At 56.9% G+C, this 21,075-nt stretch carries 11 protein-coding genes and 2 pseudogenes; 2 read left to right on the top strand and 11 right to left on the bottom strand.

Annotation, left to right across the window (positions count from 1 at the left end; all coding sequences use genetic code 11):
- Positions 1-291: 291 nt before the first annotated feature.
- Positions 292-1,431 carry a uridylate kinase gene (locus tag AAFG13_RS36930; protein WP_342709953.1) on the bottom strand — a complete coding sequence of 380 codons (1,140 nt, stop codon included), beginning with the start codon at positions 1,429-1,431 and terminating at the stop codon, positions 292-294.
- On the bottom strand, positions 1,428-2,459 hold the full coding sequence (locus AAFG13_RS36925) for an aspartate-semialdehyde dehydrogenase (RefSeq protein ID WP_342709952.1): 1,032 nt from the start codon (positions 2,457-2,459) through the stop codon (positions 1,428-1,430). Before AAFG13_RS36925 ends, AAFG13_RS36930 begins: the two co-directional genes overlap by 4 nt.
- A gap of 1,023 nt (positions 2,460-3,482) precedes the next feature.
- On the opposite strand from AAFG13_RS36925, the gene AAFG13_RS36920 reads away from it, so the two are divergent.
- Positions 3,483-4,448 carry an IS481 family transposase gene (locus AAFG13_RS36920; protein WP_342709951.1) on the top strand — a complete coding sequence of 322 codons (966 nt, stop codon included), beginning with the start codon at positions 3,483-3,485 and terminating at the stop codon, positions 4,446-4,448.
- A gap of 310 nt (positions 4,449-4,758) precedes the next feature.
- Here AAFG13_RS36920 and AAFG13_RS36915 read toward each other — a convergent pair whose 3' ends face one another.
- The 7 genes from AAFG13_RS36915 to AAFG13_RS36885 all read right to left on the bottom strand — a co-directional run bounded on the left by AAFG13_RS36915 (position 4,759) and on the right by AAFG13_RS36885 (position 18,115).
- The gene (locus AAFG13_RS36915) at positions 4,759-5,919 is read right to left on the bottom strand and encodes a Xaa-Pro peptidase family protein (RefSeq protein WP_342709950.1); all 1,161 of its coding nucleotides are present in this window, start codon (positions 5,917-5,919) and stop codon (positions 4,759-4,761) included.
- Positions 5,920-6,054: 135 nt separating this feature from the next.
- Positions 6,055-6,954 (bottom strand): LysR family transcriptional regulator, encoded by a 900-nt coding sequence (locus tag AAFG13_RS36910; protein ID WP_342709949.1) that lies wholly within the window; start codon positions 6,952-6,954, stop codon positions 6,055-6,057.
- A 1,234-nt stretch (positions 6,955-8,188) separates the two neighbouring features.
- Positions 8,189-9,031: a hypothetical protein gene (locus tag AAFG13_RS36905; RefSeq protein WP_342709948.1), complete on the bottom strand. Its 843-nt coding sequence runs from the start codon at positions 9,029-9,031 to the stop codon at positions 8,189-8,191.
- A gap of 1,475 nt (positions 9,032-10,506) precedes the next feature.
- Positions 10,507-11,760 (bottom strand): methylaspartate ammonia-lyase, encoded by a 1,254-nt coding sequence (locus AAFG13_RS36900; protein WP_342709947.1) that lies wholly within the window; start codon positions 11,758-11,760, stop codon positions 10,507-10,509.
- A 46-nt stretch (positions 11,761-11,806) separates the two neighbouring features.
- A complete protein-coding gene (locus tag AAFG13_RS36895) occupies positions 11,807-13,237 on the bottom strand; it encodes an aldehyde dehydrogenase family protein (RefSeq protein ID WP_342709946.1) in 1,431 nt (476 codons plus the stop codon).
- A gap of 1,675 nt (positions 13,238-14,912) precedes the next feature.
- Positions 14,913-15,794: a 3-keto-5-aminohexanoate cleavage protein gene (locus AAFG13_RS36890; RefSeq protein ID WP_342709945.1), complete on the bottom strand. Its 882-nt coding sequence runs from the start codon at positions 15,792-15,794 to the stop codon at positions 14,913-14,915.
- A gap of 668 nt (positions 15,795-16,462) precedes the next feature.
- Positions 16,463-18,115: a class I adenylate-forming enzyme family protein gene (locus tag AAFG13_RS36885; protein WP_342709944.1), complete on the bottom strand. Its 1,653-nt coding sequence runs from the start codon at positions 18,113-18,115 to the stop codon at positions 16,463-16,465.
- A 1,105-nt stretch (positions 18,116-19,220) separates the two neighbouring features.
- Here AAFG13_RS36885 and AAFG13_RS36880 point away from each other — a divergent pair.
- A pseudogene (locus tag AAFG13_RS36880) lies at positions 19,221-19,355 on the top strand (IS701 family transposase); the annotation flags it as partial.
- A 515-nt stretch (positions 19,356-19,870) separates the two neighbouring features.
- On the opposite strand, the gene AAFG13_RS36875 reads toward AAFG13_RS36880, so the two are convergent.
- Positions 19,871-20,143 (bottom strand): DUF3551 domain-containing protein, encoded by a 273-nt coding sequence (locus AAFG13_RS36875; RefSeq protein WP_342709943.1) that lies wholly within the window; start codon positions 20,141-20,143, stop codon positions 19,871-19,873.
- Positions 20,144-20,206: 63 nt separating this feature from the next.
- Positions 20,207-20,982 (bottom strand): annotated as a pseudogene (locus AAFG13_RS36870) (IS5 family transposase).
- Between the last annotated feature and the right edge of the window lie 93 nt (positions 20,983-21,075).

The raw sequence follows: 21,075 nt of genomic DNA, 5'->3' as shown, positions 1-21,075 counted from the left end.
CATTCGGAAGGTGCTGCCGGAACACCGCTTACGTCAATCGCAACCCCGACGGCGTTTCTCAACTTCGCGACGTCGTTTCCGACGAATGCTTCCTTGTAGTCTGTCACGGCTCGTCCTCCTGTGATGAGGATCGGCTCGGCACGCCCGACTAACCCTCGGACGCGCCGTGCAAGCCGAGCCACCTCACCGGCAGAGGCGGACATGCGGTGCTCCGCGAAGCTCCGCCCGACAGAAACGCACATTTGGCCTTGGCCACAGAGATCCCTGGACAACGGTACACAACCCAAAACATCAGGAACCGAGAAGCAGAGAACTATAGGCCGAACGCTGCTTATTCGATTCAGCCGGGAACTTTGTGTCACCTTCTGGATATAGTGTCTCGTGAATACGCCGGGCCAAGTCGACCGCCCTTTCAAATTCATACTCAAGATGGTGACGTGGCTCTCCAGATCCAATCTCGCTTACTAAAGTGGCCGATTCAATTGAACTCGGAAGTGGGCCGGTAAGTTCAAGCCTTTGGATTGCGAAGTCGGCGTCGCCGGTGAGGCACATACAAGCGCCACCGCCTTGAGTCGCAAGCGGGATTGCGCCAACTTCAATTTGATCTAGGTTCGAGCAAGCTAGATCACGGTCGCTAACCTTATTGAAGGAGAGCAACGTCGCATCACGAGCCAGCACAACCGAGTTGGCCTCTCCCGCAGGCCCCACGCGCGTGCCAACGATCTCCCCATCGCCTTGCAACGACTTGCAAATGATCGAGACGCCATGTCGTTCCGCGTACCCCACTGCGCGGTGGTGCAGCACCTTTGCGCCATGTTGAGACATCTGAGCAATAGCCCGAAAAGTAAGTTCGGGGATCAACCGCGCACTTGGAATGATATAGGGATCTGCAGTGTATACGCCGCATACATCTGAGTAGATTTCACAAAATGAACAATTCAATGATGCAGCAATGACCACTGCTGTCAGATCAGAACTATTTCTTCCCAACATGGTCAGCCTTCCCGACCGATCAATTGCTTGACCGCCCGTGACGATGACAATATCGTGGTTTTCAAGCGCCTTGAGAACAGGCGCTGTATCGACTTCTTCGATTGAAGCACGACCAAAATCAGAGTTTGTGCGTATTCCCAATGTATAGCCGCACAGTGACGTGACGGGGATGTCAAGCCGACTAATAGCAGCCTGCAACAAACAGGCGCTTAGCATCTCTCCCGTGGCAAGCGCTGCATCCAAAGCTGATGGCGGTGCGCGATTGTTGACGTCAAGCATCGCTGTTTTTAGATTGCCCGTCGTGCCGGACATTGCACTGACTACCGTGATGATTTTGCCGGCACCTTCTCGTCGTCTTGCTATCTGCGAAGCAACTCGGCAATAGTGATCGGGCTTTAGGAATGAAGCCCCGCCGAACTTCAGGATCGTTAAGTTCATATTGCACCTACAAGCCGGTTACTGACCGCAAGTTCTGCAATTTGCACTGCGTTGAGTGCGGCTCCTACATGCAGATTGTTAGCAACCACCCACATCCAAAGCCCTCGGCCATCATCGGGATTTACTCGGATCCGGCCGACATGGACGTCACCATGGTTTTGCAGCAGACGTGGTGTGGGATAAGGTCGGCAACTTGCGTTATCATAAAGCTGGATACCTCGCTCGCGCGCTAGAAGTTCACGCACGTTATTCAGCGAAACGTGCTCCCTAAACTCGATGTAAACGGCTTCCGAGTGCCCATTTGTTACCGGAACGCGTACGCAGGTTGCGGTCAGCTTCAGTTCCGACAAACTAAATATCTTGCGCGATTCCTGGATCAGCTTTCGCTCCTCGAGCGTCGCCCCGTCAGCGGAAAACTCGCCTACCTGAGGTATCACATTGAAAGCAAGCGCGACCGGGAACCGCTCACTGGATGGCTCATCGGTTCCATCCAGCACGCCTTTTGAACCGGTTAGGAGTTCGTTGATGCCCCTCAAGCCTCCACCAGAGGCTGCTTGGTACGTAGTCAACACTATCTGGCGAATGGCAAGTACTTGGACCAGCGGGCGAATGGCTCGCACCAGCTGGATTGTGGAACAGTTTGGATTTGCCACTATCCCACAATCTGGCCGCGAGGTCAGCACGCAGGGGTTCACTTGTGGGACAAGGAGCGGCACATCGGGGTTCATTCTAAACGCGTTTGAGTTGTCTATCACCAATGCGCCGCTTGCTGCGAACCGCGGTGCCCATTCTAGGCTGATGGCTCCGCCCGCCGAGAAGAAGGCCATGTCGAAAGTCGTATTACCCGCGCTCTCGATAACATCCACAGGCCACGCCCCGCCCCGAAACGCTATTTGACGCCCGGCTGAGCGCGATGACGCAATCAGCCCTAGCTGCGAAACCGGGATGTGAGACTTTTCCAACAGCTTGATCAGTTCAGCGCCAACGGCGCCTGTTGCTCCTACAATGGCAATCTTAAGTGGGTTCATGATGCGATCCTCCACCCCGGCGGCACCACGAAAGACCCTCGTCTTGCCAGGCCAGCAAGGGTCGCAAGCGAGTCGTACGCGTGGTCGAGAACATGGTCCCCGTCCATTGATGGCACGGTTTGCTTGGTGCGAGCAGCGTGTTCACTGGTGATCCCCAAGTTGCCGCCCCCCGATGATCGAACACATAATAAGATATCTTCTGACCTCTTGCAGCCTATTCAAATCCTCTTATGCATCGCCGTTTAAACTTCCGATGACGATCGCGTCCGCATCAGGATTTGCGGGACATACATAGACGAATTCCTCGATCGGCTTGTTGGCCCCTCGGACATTTGACCTTGCGGCGAATGAAACGCAGTTCATACGAGCTACGCTTTGGCCACAGTATGGTCATCACGTTCAGTGATACCAAGCATAACAAGTCCATTGTTTGACGTTCTTGGACACTGCGAATCATCGAAACTCTTCTCATGGATGCGCATAGTTCGTCCGAAGACTATCTGGAAGTCCGCGCTTTCAAACTACCGAAATGGATAGTTGAATATCGTTGTCCGGAGCGACATCACTTGCTCAAAGAGTCGAAACGAGATCATCGCACGGACAATTCAACCTGCCACAATTACCCGGGCCGAAGAAGGCCTGGCCGAGAGCTCTCCCGACCGATCCGGCTCTAACCGAGAACGCCCCAAACGAGAAGCACGACGCGCCGATACGGACGCTCGAGGATTATCTTTCAAAAGCGCTCGCTTAGAACGCATTCGCCTGGCTCGTGGATTGCCGATCTCCGACCAGCTCAACGCACAAGCGGCCACTGCAAACGTTTACTGAGTCGGCGAACGATAAGGAGACTAGGTCTGTACCCTAGAGGAGCGGCTCTCTAGTTACGTAGCTCTATTCATAGCTGATCACGCTTGTTTGTGCTTCATCGGTTTCCCCGAGGTTACTCGAACTATTTACTTGCCCTAGGTGTTTAGTCCCAAGCTTTGATGGTGCATTCTTATCGCACGATTCGAAGGATGCGCTATGGGACAGGTTTTACACGGCTGCGCCACCACGACGGAGGCAATCCGTCGAGCAATACAAAATAGTCAAGAGAGCCTGAGAGCGCTCGCCAGGCGCTACGGGATCAACCAAAAGACCGTCGCGAAGTGGAAGGGTCGCGAGGCAGTCGCCGATCTCCCGACAGGCCCAACGGAAGCCAAATCGACCGTGCTTTCCATCGAGGAGAAGGCGATCATTGTTGCTTTCCGGCGGCATACGCTATTGCCGCTCGACGATTGCCTCTATGCGCTTCAGCCGACCATCCCACATCTGACGCGATCATCCCTGCATCGCTGTCTCCAGCGCCACGGCATCAGTCGATTGCCGGAGGTCGAAGGCAGTAAGCCTCCGAAGAAAAAGTTCAAGGCTTATCCGATCGGCTATTTCCACATCGACATTGTTGAGCTCCAGACCGCTGAAGGCAAGCTCTATCTCTACGTCGCCATTGATCGCACCAGCAAGTTCGCCTTCGTGCAACTGGTCAGGAAGACGGGAAGGACCTCCGCCTCCGCCTTCCTCGAAGCTCTGATCGCGGCTGTGCCCTACAAGATCCATACGGTTCTCACCGACAATGGGATCCAGTTCACCTTCTTGCCGCGCTACGCGGACGGCCCGACGGCAAGATACGTGACGCATATGTTCGATATGCGCTGCCAAGAGAATGGCATCGAACATCGGCTGACCAAGATCAAGCATCCCTGGACCAATGGGCAGGTCGAGCGCATGAACCGCACGATCAAGGAAGCGACCGTCCAACGCTATCATTACGACCGACACAATCAGCTCGAAGCACACCTTGCCGACTTCATTAACGCTTACAACTACGCTCGGCGGCTGAAGACCCTGAAGGGCCTCACGCCCTACGAATACATCTGCAAAGCCTGGACAAAAGAGCCCGAACGATTCACCCTCAATCCGCTCCAGCAAATGCCGGGACTAAACACCTAAGGGACAAGGATGGTGCCGGATCGTTTAGATGTCGCTGACGGAAACGGTAGACACGCACTTTGCGAGTGTCACGACACGGTGGAGGCACTCAATGACCTTCTTTTGATAAGTTCGGCATTCACGAGTTTGACGGTTTAGCCGGCTCACTACACAGGAACTGCCTAGAGAAAGCTCGCTTGAAAGTCGCTCCGGGTTTTGAATACCGGACCGCATGCAGTGCTGAGATCGTCCCACGAAAAACCGATTTCCGAGATCAGGCTTGGGTGCGACCTTTAAACGCCATACATATATTCGACCTCTTACTTATGAGTCAGGCACGATAGAGCGTGTGTGGTGTACGGCTGAGTATTTCCGCACCGCTCTCCGTCACCAGAACGGTCTCGCTACAGCCAAATAAGTAGCCACTTTCGCTGAAGAGAATGATCGGCATGTGCAACGTCATACCGGCCAGGAGAAGGTCGGGCGCACCTGGCTCCAAACTCAGGTTGCCACGCTCTCCCCAGTTGATGCCAATTTGATATCCGGTCCGATGGCGAAAGACCTCCGGACGCCCGGATCGCCCGATCACCTTGCGCCCCACGGCATCCACCTCACCGGCCGTCACGCCCGGCTTGATTGCTGCAAGCGCGGCTTCGAGGGTCTCCTCCGCTAAAGCATACAGAGACTCGGTCTCCGGATGTCGACCAAGCACGGCGCTGCGAACCAGTCCCGCAGCGTACGCACGCTTTATTCCACCGACTTCGATCATGGCCGGCTCGTTGTTTCTGATCGGATGGCACGTGGGCTTAGCGTGGGGCAGCTTATTCCGCTCGCCGAAACCCAAGGAAAACAGCCTGACGTCGTCGCCATCAGCAATTCGTACCTCGCCATGAATGGCTGCGGCCACTTCCACTTCGGTCACACCATCTCGCAGCGCAGCCAGAAACGTGCGTACCGCCACATCGGTTATGGCCATCGCATCGCGCATCGCCTTGATCTCCAGTTCGCTTTTTACCACCGATACTGACGGAACCACACGAGTGGCATCGGCGACCTTCATATTAGGAAGTTGCGCCTGAAGCGCAATTACGTCGGCCGGCGCAAGATTCCAGCAGCCGAGTTCAAATCCCACCCTACGGTTCTCCAGCCCATAGTTGCGTAGGACATCCGCGCATACTTTGGCAAAGTCCTGCTGCTGGACATAGGCCACGATCTCGTCGATACAGCTTTCCACGCGAACGCCATTTACCTCGTACTCTCGGACGACATATGTCGGCTTCCGGCCCGGGGCGAGGACCAATGGAAACGGCATGAAGTATCCGCCTAGTCCATCGTATCCGGTGAGATACCGGAGATGGCCGTGAGCGGTGACCAGAAGCGCGTCGAGGCTGGCGCGCGCCATTGCCTCAAACACCTCCCTGTGTCGGCGCTCGTACTCTGATCTCGGAAATGGGCTACCGGCTGAGGAACTCGCCGAAAATGTCGTAGCCATAATCACCTCCACTGGTCTGGGCGAAATAAACTCTACACTTGTATCCGCGCTTTGCGGATTTTGGTTACGGAAGGGCCTCTGAATGTTTTGAGTACGCACTGCTATCTATGCGGCTCGCCTGCTTCCGTGTCGGGGTCAGCTTTGACTGCAGTCCTCACCGGTGGACCACCCGGCAACAAACTTTTCGATATGTTGGTGCATCGCCTTGGTCGCAGGCGCCAAGCTTTGTTGGCCTAGCGAGGCCAGCACAATGACCCGGCTTTCGAGTGGATACAATGGAAGCACCTGCACCGCACTCTTATGGCCAAGCAGTGCCAGTTGAGGCATGACGCTTAATCCAAGCCCGCTCTCGACCATTGCAAGGATGGCCGCATCGTCGATCGCCCGCGCGCCGGATCTAATCGAGATTTTGTGGTTCGCTAGAACCTTCTCCGTTTCTTTTCCTTGGTTTTCTTCTTGTAGCACGACATTGTGGTCGGTCAGCTCAGGAACCGTGATACATGCTTTGCCTTTTGGCGCAAAGCCGAGCGGCGCGATACACATGAGTGGGTCCGCATATAGGGGCGTTGATTCTAACCCAGGCGGCGCAGGAAATATGGTAAAGCCCAGATCAACCCGGCTGTTCATGACCCATTTAGCCACATCGTCGTGCGCCCCTTGTTCAATGGACACCTCTATTTGCGGATAGCGGGTGGCGAACGAGCGAATGATCTTCGGCAGCCACGCGACGCTGACGCAAGTGAACGCGCCGATACGCACAGTCCCCGACTCAAACCCGAGAAGCTCCGCTGCCTGCTGTCTCAACTTATCATTACATTGAAGCACTTCTCTCACGGTCGGTAGCAGTGCTTCACCACCAGCAGTTAGACGAGCGCCACTGCGAGTTCTGCCAAAAAGTGTAAACCCCAGTTCTTTCTCAAACGAAGCCAATGCATGGCTAACCGCTGACGGCGACAGATTCAGTTGATGCGCAGCCGAGGCAAAGCTACCGCGCTCCGCGATCGCAACAAACACCTGGTAAGCATTCAGCGACATGACACCGCGCTGCTGGTATGAATAATTTGCATTTTAAGGCTCGTAACATCTACGCGCCCTGAAGCGCTCGAACCAATCGTCTTAGGATTAAGTAGCGCGACGGACATGACGCGCTGATTCGCTGTCTAAGCGAAATGGGCTGAGCATCTGCTTCGTGGCCGAGGTCCCCGCAGCTTGCACAGGATCGACCGCTGTCAAGCTCTCTGACAGTAGCTGGTCGTGACGTTGAATTAAGACACGCGGATAGGCAGCGGCAGCAACGATGACTACTCTGCAACACCGGTCCGCTTGCCTTATCTTCCAACGCGAACCGCTGTCGCTGGAGGCTGGAACAGCAGCTTGGGGGCAATGCCCATACACATGCCGCGGGCGCGACACGTGCAAGACCATATGCCCGAGAGTCCCGGCAGCACGCGTATCCAGGAGCGCACCGACATGATCGCTAGGGTCAATCTTTCCGGTACGCATCTCTGGCGCTGAGGACCTCGACGGGGACAGCACGCCGCTACCACCGTTCGGCCCGAGCACTCGCTCTCCAATCCCTGAAGCCTTACGTGAAACGACTCCACACGCTCCGGCCAACATTCAATGCTGTGCCTCTCTACTGGATCGAGGCCATGGTCGTCCGCGACCGAGCAGCTCGATCAGGCGCTGACCAAAACGCCTGTTCAAGCGTCGTCGTGAGAATGGCTAGCATCACCCACATACCCGCATTGACCGGCCGACATTGTGACCGGCGCATTAAACTGGATTTCGGACGACACCGGCGGCGACGCGTCGACCGTCTCCGCAACCTGGAGCGTCGGGGAAGCCGCGTGTGTCCGCCGCCGATGACATTGATATCGACCTCCACTTCGCCTGTCGCGCGTTCGATCCACGGGGGCTGGAGCTGTCACTTAACAATGGTTCGTGCGAATTCGGACCGCTCTGCATCGGCGAACTCCCTCTCTCAGCCGTAGCTGGTTGCCGCATCGGTACTTCGCCGAGGGGCCCGAGTTCCGAAGCTGACATGCGTTAGAAATGCCGTAGTACCGCGCAAGGCCAAATGCCGGGCCCAGCACCAAGCCAGCCCCCCTAGCTACGCAGAAGATGTAGGGAAAAATCGACATCGCGTCTCCAAGTGTTGTGCGACCGACAAGTCCTGCGCAACTCACGAAGGTGTACAGCGCTCGCTCTGACAGGGCGGGTAAATGCCTTAGCCGCGCAAAGGCCGCCAGTTGCGACGATGTCCGACTTAGGTCCACCACAGAACGAGATCCGGCCGCGCAAACCCAAAGAAGCTGTTCAGCAGAAGGCGACGATTTTCGTTGCCCAATTGTCGGGTAACACCATGAACAAAACCGCCGTCGATCAACGCGACATCCCCGACCTTGAGCTCAAAATCGTGGGACGGAACAGCCTTGAGATAATCCGTCGAATAGGGATAGCCCGTGGTTTCAACATTCTGCGACTTTCGGTCCGCGACCGTCGGCTTATGGCTCCAGATTCGCAAGTTTCCACCTTCTTCGGGCATACTGGGATAGAAGTTGAGTGCAACGACGGTGTTGTTCGCCACCGCAGCAAGCTCGTAATCGTTCCCAGCACACAGAACCTGAGCGACATCGTCGTGAGGTTCCAAGGCATACGTGCCCGTTCCAGACCACCAAAGAGCACGGCAAACATTGGCTTGACCGTGCTCCGAACGGGCCAGCCGCAACTCAATGCCGTGATCACGAAGGTCTCGTTTCAATGCACTGAATAGTCCGCGGACCGGATCAACTAAATCGCCGAAAAGGGCGTGGACGAACGGCCGCGCAGTCTCCGACTCTCCGAAATAGGTGGCCGCGTCCTTGCTGTAGTGAGATGCGCCGATATATTGTCCCGGAACGCCATCTTTGCGCTCCTTGCGACCAGGATTGCGAAAAAAATTCGCGGAGATCTCTTCGGCCACCTCGATACTAAAGGCTTTCTTGATGTGCAGGCCGGTGATCTCCCCTTTCAGCATTGAGACGATCTCCGCGGTGCTGATCGAACCGGTCCGCTCTCTGATCGAAAGTGGTGAGATTGACGGCGGTTGAGATACCCGGGCAGTTGCCATTGGCGTGATCCTGTCGTGCGTGATTGAGGATGAGGATGCAATGATTGAGGTTCGGTAATGGTCATCGGGGGATCGTCTGTGTGACGTCGCAATTACGCTCACGATTCGATTGAGATCGCCTCGGATTACGTCATTGTGCACGCAAGCTGTGCCTTTGATCGATGCATCTCGTAGTTTTCGTTGCTAGGCAATCAAGACCTGTTGCAACGGGGCAATCATGGTGGCCTTGCCGTTTGATCGCCGTTCTCTCGCCTCTTGCAGCAACTTGCCTGTCAGACCACATTTGCTTGACGCACGTATCCCAGAATGGTTCCCTTCACTTACCTAAGAAACGCGAACAACGAACCTACTAAGGCTGGTAGTTCTTCTGTGATCCAGCGCTAAGTCTGCGTTTCCGATGTGTAGGTGCGCGTCGTCGAGTTCGGGACACTGAGTTCCTTGAGTGTTTCGCGTAGTTGAGTGCAATCGAGAGCCGCAACCATGGGTTAATAGCTGACTTAAGTTGTCAGCCGATCGTGGATCGGGAGGCGATTAGCAGCTCTTTTGCTCAACCCCGAGAGCCGTACAGGTACCGCGCATTTCTGGCGGCGTCGTTCGCGAAGAACGACTCAACTCTTTATCATATTGAGGCTTCGTTCAGATTGAGAAGCGTTTCACTGATCAACCATTCAGATCCCCAGGCATCTAGGCTGAACTTCACGCTAACACATTGTCGATGGAAACGCTGGTTAACCAACAAGCAACAGAGGTGGTACCCCGCTCGGCTCTCAGTCCTGCACAGGCTTCCCGTCACCGTGCTCTGCCGGGCATTAGTGAAGAATCCTGCCTCGAGACGTTTTGCAGTCAGTTGACTCATCGCGTCGGCACCGCCCGGCGATTCGTCCAAAAATATTCGGCGAAGACGCGCGGCGACCACTGCGGGTCATCAGCCGCGACCAGCATACCAGCAGTATCGCGAATAGACCCCGCTTAACACCCGGGCCCTACTTTGCGGCCGAGCTCACGGTCATCACACGCACGGGCCCCGCTATGCTGATGCCAAACGGATGTAGGCCAGATTGCGAGACTGGGAGCTGCGATTTGATGAGCGACGATTGCGCTGGTGTTGGTCAGACTAGCCAAGAGCTTTGCAATCGCACATGGGTAATACCATAGCGAATCGGCCTCGTGAGCACGCCAGCGAAGCGACCAAGCGGAGAACGCGAACAGTCGCGATACGCCGTCGATTGAGCTCGACAACAGCGCGACTGGCTTCCCCGATCAACCAGCGGCGCCAAGACTGGCTAACATTCGCAGAATTCTGACGCAATCGCTGGCTGGCGCCGAGCAATGCAGGCAACTCCAAGCTTCCACCTCTACGCCGCCAAACAACAATAGGGCCAATCCGCGAGGTCGTCACGGGCGGACGTCAAACCCACATCTACTGACGCTGCTCACTATGCGACCGGATTTAATCGTCACCCCGCTCAGATCCGTCAACTAAGTATCTGCGCGATGCGCAGTGCGCGGTTCATTTCATTGAGGACAATACTGAAGCCTTCATCGAAACCCATGCCCGGCTTGGCCAGCACCTGCGTAACCCCAGTGGCAATACCGACGTTGGCGGTAGCGCGCGCGGACAAATCAGTTTCTGTGCAGCTACCGCCCAAAAACGAACCTACGCCGTGTTCATGACAATCAAGTATGGCGTTGATGGTGTTGTGCAGGGAACCGAGATCAGGCGTCTTAATGTGCACCATATCGGCCGCTCCAGCCTCTGCAAACAGATGCACGTCATCGGCCGTGTTTGCCCATTCGTCCGCGACGATGGCCACCTTACAGCCGCGACTCCTGAGGGTATGGCGCAGAGTACCTAATGCTTCGATCTGCGCGTCCCGGCCACCAGCGTCCAATGGATGTTCGATGCGCAGCTGATGCGGACAGGCCGCGGATTCGAGCCGTTGGATGATGTTCGCGGTCGAGTCTATCGAACCGGCGGCGCATGTGCCGATCAAACCGTATACGTCAATGTGGATGACTGGATGATAGTCATGCGAAACGCGCAATTGCGCAATGCGCGCATTTACCCAACGAATGTATTCTTCAAGCTTTTTGCCATCGACACCAACTAGGTCTGGCGTGTTGATCAAGCCGTGAGGCAAGACCGGCACGTTCTTGGGAATCATCTTGTCGACATTCCTGTAACGCGCGTCGCCACACTGGCCGTAAATCGGGACGATCGCAAACGGCCTCTTGATCTGCCATTCGTCCTTGATGACTTGCGCCATCAGATGATGACCCGCCACGTGAGCGGCGGCATCGAGCAGCGCCTGTGACATTCCATATGCCGCTGCGCGTGGGGATTGCAAAGATTCATCAATGATCTTCTCGGCAAGTATCGCCATCTGACGAAAAGACCGCACTTCCAACCCCCTCAAGCGTGGCGCCAATTGTTCTTCTATTTGGGCTGCCAAATGAGCTGCGTGGAAACGCGGCTCGCGGCCGCCAACGCCCGTGTATTGCACGCTTGCGCAATCACCCTTCGCTACATATCCGTCGCTCAACACGAGCATGACGGAGACTGACTCGGAGGGCTCACGGATTGCTTTGAAGCCAGGCGTTTGCGCTTGACCAATGTAGGCGGCACCCTCGCGGCGTGCGCCGGCCTTGATTGCTGCCTGGTCGTCAAAGAAGAATGAGCCAAGGCCTGGACTCGCGAGCACTTCTCGGATTGTTATCAAGATCGACATATGAGGGTTGAAACGTTTTGCTAGATTTTTCACATCGGCAGGAAGGTCAGGCCGGTGACTGGCTGATCAATCGAAGATGCATATAAGCGAGCACGCCTTCCGTTCCGCCTTCGTATCCGTAACCGCTGTTGCCAAGCCCCCCCAAGGGAACATCGGGTTGGGAAAACGCAGTCTGATTGACGCCAATGTTCGATGCATTCAGACGATGCACCAGCTCGTCCCGTACACTGATCGAATCCGTGAAGACGTAGGCGGCGAAGGAATATTCTCCGGCGTTTGCCAATTCAATAGCGTGATCGATCGTCCCAACGGACTGGACCGTCGCGACCGGGCCGAATGGTTCTTCGAGCAGGATCTCGGCGTCCCGCGACACGGACGAAAGCACCGTTGGCTCAACATAGAAGCCAGAACGCTCGAGCCTCTTGCCACCAGTGTTGATTACGGCGCCTTTGGCGACGGCATCTTCAACGAGATGCAAAAAGGAGGCCACGCGTCCGGCGTGAGCTACGGGTCCCAGCGTAGTGGTATGCTCACCGCCATGCCCAAGCTTATAGGTCCTTGCTTTCGCCACGAGCGCATCAACCAGTGCATCGTGGATCGAATGATGCGCAAGGAAGCGCGTGGGTGCCACGCACGACTGGCCCGCTGACCCAAATTTCGCGGGAGCTGTGACTCGCACGACGTTCTCAATGTCTGCACCCTTCCACACGATAACTGGGGCGTGCCCGCCCAGTTCAAAAATCGGGCGAATAAGGTTTGGCGCTGCCAGTGCCGCGAGCTGCTTGCCAACACTCGTGGAGCCGGTGAAAGAAACCGCCTTAACCAGCGAAGACGCCATCAGCTGCCTGCTGACGGCCGCTGGCTCACCGAAGATCAGATTGACCACGCCATCTGGCATGCCAGCGTCCACCAACGCTTGAACGATCGCTCGTGCGGTATAGGGTGTGAATTCAGAAGCCTTCAGAACTACCGTGCAACCCGCGGCCAAGGCAGCGCCCAACTTGCGGCCGATCACCACGGCTGGGAAGTTCCAGGGCGTGATCGCGATGACTACCCCCAAAGGTGTGGGCACAGACAACCGGGCGCTGCCGACGACGAGGCCCTGGTGAACCTTTCCACTAATTCGGCTCGCCTCCTCGCCATTCCACGCCAGCGTTTCGATCGTGCGTCGAAGCTCACTGATGGCATCGGCCTGCGTCTTGCCAGACTCCTGGACAAGACCCTTCGCGACCTCTTGGATCCGGTCTGCCAGCAGGGCTGATGCTTTCTTCAATATTGCACCTCGTGCTTGGCCCGGCTGCATCCCCCACGTCGAGGAAGCCCGATGCGCGGACTCCAAGGCGGCCTGAACCTGGGCCGTATCTGCCAATGTCACGACACCGACCGCTTCACCAGTTCCCGGATCAATGTTCGGTTGCAAACCGGACTTACCTACCTCCCATTGACCGTCAATAAGAAGATGTGCATCGATGTTCATCTTGGGCCACTAGCCGTTGCGACGGGATTCAGACATCTACTAAAGCATCGGACCAGACCGGGCAGTTAGTGCGTAGAGCCGGAGAGTCGCGCAAGCGTTAAACTTTCTTCATCACGTGCAAACGCCCTCGCCTGCAACGTGCTGTTTGAATCGCGATGGATGGCCTCCGAGCGGGAGCCCATCCAATACGCCCCGCAGAGCCGGTAACCCTGCCTCGATGACCTGCTTCGCCATTGGTCAACTCCCAAGGCCCGCTGCTCCGAGACCGCCATGGTCGTTGCTAATCCGTCACCGCGTCCAAGCAAGCGGCGTGCCGACCGACCTGGTTAACAGACTTGCCGGGAGAGGGCGAAAGCGCATGCTTCGAGCCGCGCCCGTGCGACATTTGCGGCTCGATGTCCGGTGCCTGACATAGACATCTTCAAGACATACCGAACACGACAAGAGGGAACGTCGAATGGTGACGGTGGCGCCAGCACAATGTCCCCATACCGATCTCAAGCCCGAGGCACTCCCCAGCGTCCTCGTCTAATCCTGGTATTGACCGCGCAAATTCGGGGGAGCTGGTCTGGCGAGGCATCGCGGTTCCAGGCATAGGCCAAGCACCGCGACATGCGATGGACACTTCGGGTGCCCGGCTCATATTCCGTGCCCCAGATCGCGTTGATGAGTCACTGCTGCACTAACAGATCACCGGTCCGAAACATCGGAACTGCCGCCTGTCGCTCTGCTCACGGTGAACAACCGCATGCTCGGTATCTCTCCCCGGCGATACCGGGTAGAAAAGAGAACATGATGACAGTGGGGTTCCTAATCGGCATAAGTCTGCGACGGTGCATAGATGCGCATGACATGTAGAATAGGCTTTGGAAGGACCAACCCACGCGCTACCGGCATCGCCGTCGCAAAGAAATTTCCATCGCCCCGTCAAGCTACCTCCTGATTTAACCTCGCGACGACGAATTGACCTCGTTTTGCTGGAAATGAAGCAAGCCGACCGCAAAGCACGCCCCTCATAGCGCCTTAGCGAGCGAGCGGCTTGCGTTAAGGCTTCTTCTCTGATTTGGCATGTGGCGCGGCGGGCTTCAGCAGAAATCCGCTGCGACGATTCTCCTTCAACCGCTACCTGTAGCGGCGGATCGAGATGCGTGGCTGTGGTGCAGCAGACGATTAACGATCGCGGTGACAACATCGTCGTGCACCAGCCTCAGCGCCTCGCGCTACACCGCCTCCTGCAGCCGATTTGAGATGAGCCTGTTCACCTCTTTGCGAACGCCTGAACTGGTTGGTGTGGTCGATCTCCGAGTGTAGCAGTGACCGCCGAAGCCCGAGGTCGACGAACAGATCGGGGCCTCCGACGCCGCCGCCCGCAGCCGTTGCTTAAACTCAAGACGATTTGTCCCCTGCCTGCGATTCATCTCGGGCACCGTGTCCGCCACCGGCTCTACCACCGTCAACGCTCCCTCGGCCCGTAACGGCACCATCGGACGCGCCTTTGAGCTCCGCTTAGGATAAACTGTGCAGCCCACGCGCCGCCTCGCATAGGTGCGTATGCAGAAGATGCTGACCAACGCTTGGCGGTATGTCGTCAGCTGACACACCAATAGTCTCGTTCCCAAAAGTCCGACTACTCACGGCCGCCTGTCAGATGCGAACGTGGAAGCGAACTGATCTTTCAGGAAACTTTGAGCACGAGCTTTTCGCGCACCTCGTCCGGACTCAGCACCCGCACCCCGATCCGCTCAAGAATCTCGACTGCCCTCTCCACGAGCTCGGCGTTGGTCGCCAGCCTACCGAACGAGAGATAGAGGTTGTCCTCCAATCCTACCCGCACATTAGCGCCAACCAGGGGCGCCAGTGCAACGTATGGGAGCTGCCTCCGACCGATCGAGAAGGCCGAGTAGATAGCGCCAGGCGGAAGTTGATGCACCAGCGCCATCAGAGTGCCGAGATCGTCTGGGGCTCCATAGCGGATCCCCATGCAAAGCTGGATGAGCGGCGGATTGTTCACGACCCCCTCTTTGATCAAATCGTGCACCTGGACCAGATGACCCGTATCGAACACTTCGAGCTCAGGACGTACTCCAAGCTCTTGCACGCGCTTACTTAACGCGCTCAGCATTCCCGGCGTGTTGGCCATGATGAATTCGCCAGGCCCGAAGTTCATAGAACCGCAATCCACAGTGCAAATCTCGGGGCGCAGCTCTTCCACATGCACCAGTCGCTCAATCGCGCCTGGCATATCCGTCCGCGGCGCCGGTGGCAGAGGAGAGTCCGGCCCGCCCAACACGAGGTCACTGCCCGTACCGGCGGTCAGGTTGAGGACTGGGTTTACGTCCGACTTGCGGATCCGCTGCACCACCTCCCGAAAAAGCGCCAGATCCCGCGAACTTTTTCCGGTTTTGGGATCCCGGACATGGATATGCACGACCGCCGCCCCCGCCCTCGTTGCCTCGATCGCCGCCTCCGCGATCTGCTCTGGGGTTATCGGCACGTTCGGCTGCCTGGCGGCCGCGCCCCCCGTGACTGCACAGGTGATGAACACCTCCGAAATCATGCTCAGCCTCTCCTTTCGATGATAGCTTGCTCTGGTCAAAGCCAGATCGGTATTTTTCTCGATTTTTCCTGTCAGCGCCCCATTTTGTTTAGGCTCGCGCCCTATGGTGTTGATTGCACGGCTATGGCATGTGGCCAATGAAGACGTTCGAACACGATCGCGTCATCTGATTGCCCCAGCGCACGTTGGCGTTATGGATCACGTCTCTACCACGTCACCTATGCAGGTGCCTGTGTCCGGCGCGCAAATACCCATTCAGACTCTCTCCTCAGCCAGGGAAGTACTCGCGCCTCCAGCTTCCAGGCAACGGCTGCCGCGGCGGAGCAACACGTCATTTGGGCTTCAGCGTATTGTAGCCACCGCCGAACTTGGTGCGTAGGTCGCCGTATTTCTCGCTTGGGAAGATGTGTTGAGTTTTCTGACAGCTGAGTGGATCGCATAAGCGCCAACCCGCGTTAAGGCACGCACCAGGCACAAGACGCTTTCGAACCTTCCGAGAACAAGATTTTCCCGTCCGTATTGGCCTCTGACGTAGCCAAAGAAGCGAATCATAAACAGGTGGTTCGAGATTCCCAAATAGCGGAACGCCGGCGGTGCAGGCCCTTTGATTGCTTGAAGGATTGAAGCGGCAACTGCGCGTGTACGCTAACGGTGTGTGAAAAGTCACTTCAGCGCCAACGCCTCTCCTCAGTGTCGTAGGTTCCGGCAAACGGATCGCTCACGGCCATCAGCTCACGTTTGAGCACTTTATTGCTGGTGGCGGTTCTAGGAAGCGACGGAGTAAAGGCAATGTAACGCGGCACCTTGAACGATGCAAGGTGCGCACGAGCATGCTCGAGAATGCGCTCAACCACCTGATTGTCTGGCGTGACGCCTTCACTCAATTCGACGTGAATCTTCACCTCCTCGCCGCGCTTCACATCGCGAACGGGCACAGCGGCCACATCCACAATCTCGGGAATTTCGCGGATGACAGTCTCCACCTCGCGTGCAGCAATGTTCTCACTTGAGCGTCGGATCATGTCCTTTGTACGCCCCACCAGCCAATGAAAGCCGAACTCATCGCGATGCATGAGATCACCGGTCTTGAACCAGTCGCCTTCAAACAATGCGGCATTTGCGTCCGGCTTGTCCCAATATCCCTTGAAGATTCCGCGCCCCCTGACCCACAGCTCGCCGACGTCGCCAACCCGCGTGGGGCTGCCATCCTCGTTCATCAGCCGCAGCGCCCGAAAAGGTGCGCAAATCCCCACCGAACCCGAGTCGGCAAGCTCGTCGAAATCGTTCGCCATTCGTGTGCCGAAGCCGATCTCCGTCATCCCGTAAGCCTCCTGGGTACCCACCCGAAACCGCTTCCGAAATTGACGCACCGTATCAGGACTCCAACCCCAATTAAGGGTCTGCTTCAGGCATGTTGCCCCGTCTTCGTTGGCCGCCTCCGCTTGGCGTGCTACTAGCTGGGGAACCTGGCACCACTCGATGCGGTGCTGCTTGAGCCAACCAAGGAAGCGCGTCGAACTGAGTTGCGGGCCGAGGTAGAGTGTCCCGCCCTGCCGGTACGAATTTAGAAGATGAATTGGCGGATCGATATAGAAGAACGGCTGCACGGACAAATATCTCTGGTAAGGCTGCTCGTCCCAACACGCCCCCTGGAACGAAAACACGCCAAAGTAGTCGTGCGTCAACATGCATCCCTTCGGAAAGCCCGTTGTCCCCGAGGTATATTGAATGTTCAACAGGTCATCGGGTTGGATATCCTCCTCTACCGGAGAGCCGTCGATACCGTTGAGCAATTGATTGAGATTAGTGGCCGTCCTACCCGAGAGCTGTCCAACGGAGATTACTCGCTCTTTGCCGAGGTCTTGAGGCCAAGGGTCCATCCCCGAAAACGCTGACCACGCGGATTCGTCGACGACGGCGAACTCGGCCCGCGTATCGCTCAGAACGTATTCGATCTCCCTCGGTGTGTAGCGCATGTTGATCGGGATCATCACCGCACCGAGCTTGGCGATCGCGAACCATAGGATCGGAAATTCGATGCGATTGGGCAGCATCACCCCAATGTGATCACCCTTGCGTACGCCGAATGCTTGCAGCGCACGTGCATATTTGTTCGACGATCGATCCATTTCGGAGTACGTCGCGCGCTCGCCGCGGTCGAAGACGTCAATTGCCGTCTTTGAACCGTGCGTTCTCGCCCGCCTTGAAACCAGTTCTCCGATCGTGATCGTCTCATATGCGGATTCCAGCGCCTCGGTTCTGCGCAGCACATTTGCGACGCGCTCTTGCAGTTCAGATTTTGTCAATTTTGTAGCGATCATCCTTGGAAAACCTTGGAATTGGTGGGACGTAGGCAGGCCTGAAAACGAACACAACCGCTCGATCTGAGAGCTGAAGGTTGCCGATCACCAGAGCTAGCGCCAAGCCACGTGGATTTCCCAGACCACTGCCTGCCGTTCAGCGTGCGCGACAGAGACTCGGCCATTAATCATTGCCCCCTTGAGCGGGGGCTTGAGCGTGGCAACGCGCAGCCCTCACTCGCATCTATGTCGGACGACGCTAACGCAGTCGATACAGGCTCGCATGACCAAGACATCCATCGAGAGTTTGGTGATCCTTTTTTATAACGGCGTTTTATCCTGTACGCGAACAAGCATAAGATGACGCCGCGGATTAACTACCCTTGCCATTGGATCACCTTGTCCTATGTTGATGCGCCGGGGTCATAGCCTATACGGCGCCACGGCGCCTATACGGGGCGTTAGTAGTCCTTGGTACATCGTCAACGATGATCCAGACACTACCTACTCTGGTGAGGGATACTGTTTTGGCCGTTTGAAGAAGCGGTATTGGCACGTATCAGAATTCAAGGGCGGCAATGCAGCGGGAGCTGCGTGAATGATCGCGGTTACGCTATCCAGTGTCGGCATGTAGCTCTCCGGATCGCATTGCGATCGCGGTCGGTTGCGGCCTAACGGGCGTAAGTCTTCGGCCGCCTCGCTATCCGTAGACGGGACCGGGCCGCCTCGCCGATGCCGTTAGCTCAATGTCGCAATGCTCGTTTGCTCTGCTCCCACGACTTGAGGTCTGGATGCGCATCCCGCGCATTAGCGCCCTCGCCCGAGCCCACGAGATGCTGGCGATCGCCGAGATGCGGCTTGAACTCACCGGCAGGGTTGGCCGCTTCTGGTGGAGATCGAATATCGATTGCGCAAGAGAATGTGCGGACACCTTTCACACGCGGTGCAGGAGTGCAGCCATTCCGAGAACGGAACCGCGCCTATGCATTGCGTGCAGCCGACTCCAAGCGCTCTTTGCGCGCGAGCCAAAGAATCGACAATGAAGCGACCTTTAAACGGCAAGAAGAACCGACAAGTCCTGGCTGTCGAGCCTCCCCGCCCGATATCGGTTTTTTCCGTGACGGGCCTCGCCGAGTTACGCTAGCGCATCGAGCGCGACTACCAGGAGCTCAAGCAGGAGACCGACCTTGACCACTTTGAGGGGCGCGGTTGCCGCGGCTTCCAGCATCACGGCGTGCTCTGCATCGCGGCCTACGGATTCCCGATCACCGACCAGGAGACGATTCCCCTCAGGCCCTCGTTCCTCTATGATTCATGGTCGAGTGAGTATTTGGGAAAAATAGCTTGGCTCCGCCCGGGCGGATAGGCTGACGAACGACCTTGCCGTTGTGCTGCCGAGATTGTCCTTTGACCACGATATCGTCGGACGGAGCGGTCGGCAGGAAACCCTTCTCGGCATTAGTCTGAATGCTGTCGCCATCCACCCGTCCCTAGATCAACCATGGCACATTGATCCGGTCATGGCGCAGGACCGCCAGATCGGTCATGGTCTTCCAGCGGCCGCGAGGAACCTTGGCGGAGGCCTGGGCCGCATGGCACCCATCCCCGCAAGTTAGTCGTCCAGAGCAACGCTGCGGGGTCTCTTCGGCCAGATCCATCCAGTCTCTTGCTCTGCTGATCCCGAACTATTCGGCGGCCTCATTGCGCGACATGGCGCTATCAGTCGCCGTTACCTGCGCCTAGCCCTCGGTTTGCCGGTTTCAGTACCCGGTCCCACTATCGCGATTGCCACCGGTGTTGCGCGAATGCGTAAACCGGATTGATACCGCAATAGCCACCTGCGCCGGACGCGGTGGCCTTGCACTGGTTATGAGTCGAGAACTGGCAAGTGCCCGGATATCCGCCCCAGGCACGTCCTTGCAAACAATAAATATCCTGTCGAGCCGGAAGCGCGTATCCCGCTCGATTTCGTGCAGCGGCGCTCGAATGCGACCCAAAGTCAACCAGGACGGAAACTGCGATTGCAACGATGAGCAGAAGGTAGCCCATGACACCCTCCATACCATAATTCTAATTGTGTATAACTTTGTTGAAGGCTAGGTGGTGTGGACACTAGCGCATCCATAGAACGATGGCTGCGAGAGTGACGACGGCCCGGTAGTTCCGGGCCGTTTTTTCGAAGCGGGTTGCGACGCGGCGGAACTGCTTGAGCTTTGAGAAGCAGCATTCGACGAGATGACGCTGGGCATAGAAATGCTTGTCGAGTGGATATTTGAGCGCGCGTGACGGGTTGTTGGGGATCACGGCGAGCGCGCCTTTGGCGGCGATGGCTTGGCGCAAGTGATCGGCGTCATAGGCCGTATCGGCCATGACGACCTCGGCGGATAAGCCTTCGATCAATGCGGCGGCTTGCGGTGCATCGCCCTTCTGACCTGCGGTAAGCGTGAACCGCACCGGACATCCCAAGCCTCGAACGGCCATATGTATCTTGGTGCTCAGGCCGCCGCGCGAGCGGCCGATCGCTTGATCTTCCGCTTGATCTTCAGACCCCCCTTTTTGGCGCCGGCGGCGTGCTGATGCGCCCGAACAATGGTGGAATCGACGATCAGATATTCGAAGTCCGGATCATCGGACATCGCCTCGAAGATCCGCCACCAAACACCCTTGATGCTCCATCGACTGAAGCGCCGGAACACGCTGTTCCAGTCCCCAAACACCTCCGGAAGATCGCGCCAGGGAGACCCCGTACGCACGATCCACAGCACACCTTCCACGAACATCCGGTTGTCGCGCCCGGTGGAGCCCTTCTGATCGGGGCGCCCTATGATCAGCGGCGCTATCCGCTCCCACGCCGCGTCGCTCAATACCAAACGGTCCATCACACCCAAGGCGGCCTCCCCAAAAGCAGCCTTGAATCTGATTTGCTCCTAAAAGGGAATCCTTAGAGTCCACACCACCTAAAGGATCCAAATTGCATGTCT

It is taken from the genome of Bradyrhizobium sp. B124 (assembly GCF_038967635.1).
GTDB lineage: Bacteria > Pseudomonadota > Alphaproteobacteria > Rhizobiales > Xanthobacteraceae > Bradyrhizobium.
Note: the sequence above shows the minus strand (reverse complement) of the source record. Positions and strands in the feature narration are given on the sequence as shown.

Coding starts and splice junctions, on each gene's coding strand:
- AAFG13_RS36930 (WP_342709953.1), bottom strand. CDS start 1,431: ATGAACTTAACGATCCTGAAGTTCGGCGGGGCTTCATTCCTAAAGCCC.
- AAFG13_RS36925 (WP_342709952.1), bottom strand. CDS start 2,459: ATGAACCCACTTAAGATTGCCATTGTAGGAGCAACAGGCGCCGTTGGC.
- AAFG13_RS36920 (WP_342709951.1), top strand. CDS start 3,483: ATGGGACAGGTTTTACACGGCTGCGCCACCACGACGGAGGCAATCCGT.
- AAFG13_RS36915 (WP_342709950.1), bottom strand. CDS start 5,919: ATGGCTACGACATTTTCGGCGAGTTCCTCAGCCGGTAGCCCATTTCCG.
- AAFG13_RS36910 (WP_342709949.1), bottom strand. CDS start 6,954: ATGTCGCTGAATGCTTACCAGGTGTTTGTTGCGATCGCGGAGCGCGGT.
- AAFG13_RS36905 (WP_342709948.1), bottom strand. CDS start 9,031: ATGGCAACTGCCCGGGTATCTCAACCGCCGTCAATCTCACCACTTTCG.
- AAFG13_RS36900 (WP_342709947.1), bottom strand. CDS start 11,760: ATGTCGATCTTGATAACAATCCGAGAAGTGCTCGCGAGTCCAGGCCTT.
- AAFG13_RS36895 (WP_342709946.1), bottom strand. CDS start 13,237: ATGAACATCGATGCACATCTTCTTATTGACGGTCAATGGGAGGTAGGT.
- AAFG13_RS36890 (WP_342709945.1), bottom strand. CDS start 15,794: ATGATTTCGGAGGTGTTCATCACCTGTGCAGTCACGGGGGGCGCGGCC.
- AAFG13_RS36885 (WP_342709944.1), bottom strand. CDS start 18,115: ATGATCGCTACAAAATTGACAAAATCTGAACTGCAAGAGCGCGTCGCA.
- AAFG13_RS36875 (WP_342709943.1), bottom strand. CDS start 20,143: ATGGGCTACCTTCTGCTCATCGTTGCAATCGCAGTTTCCGTCCTGGTT.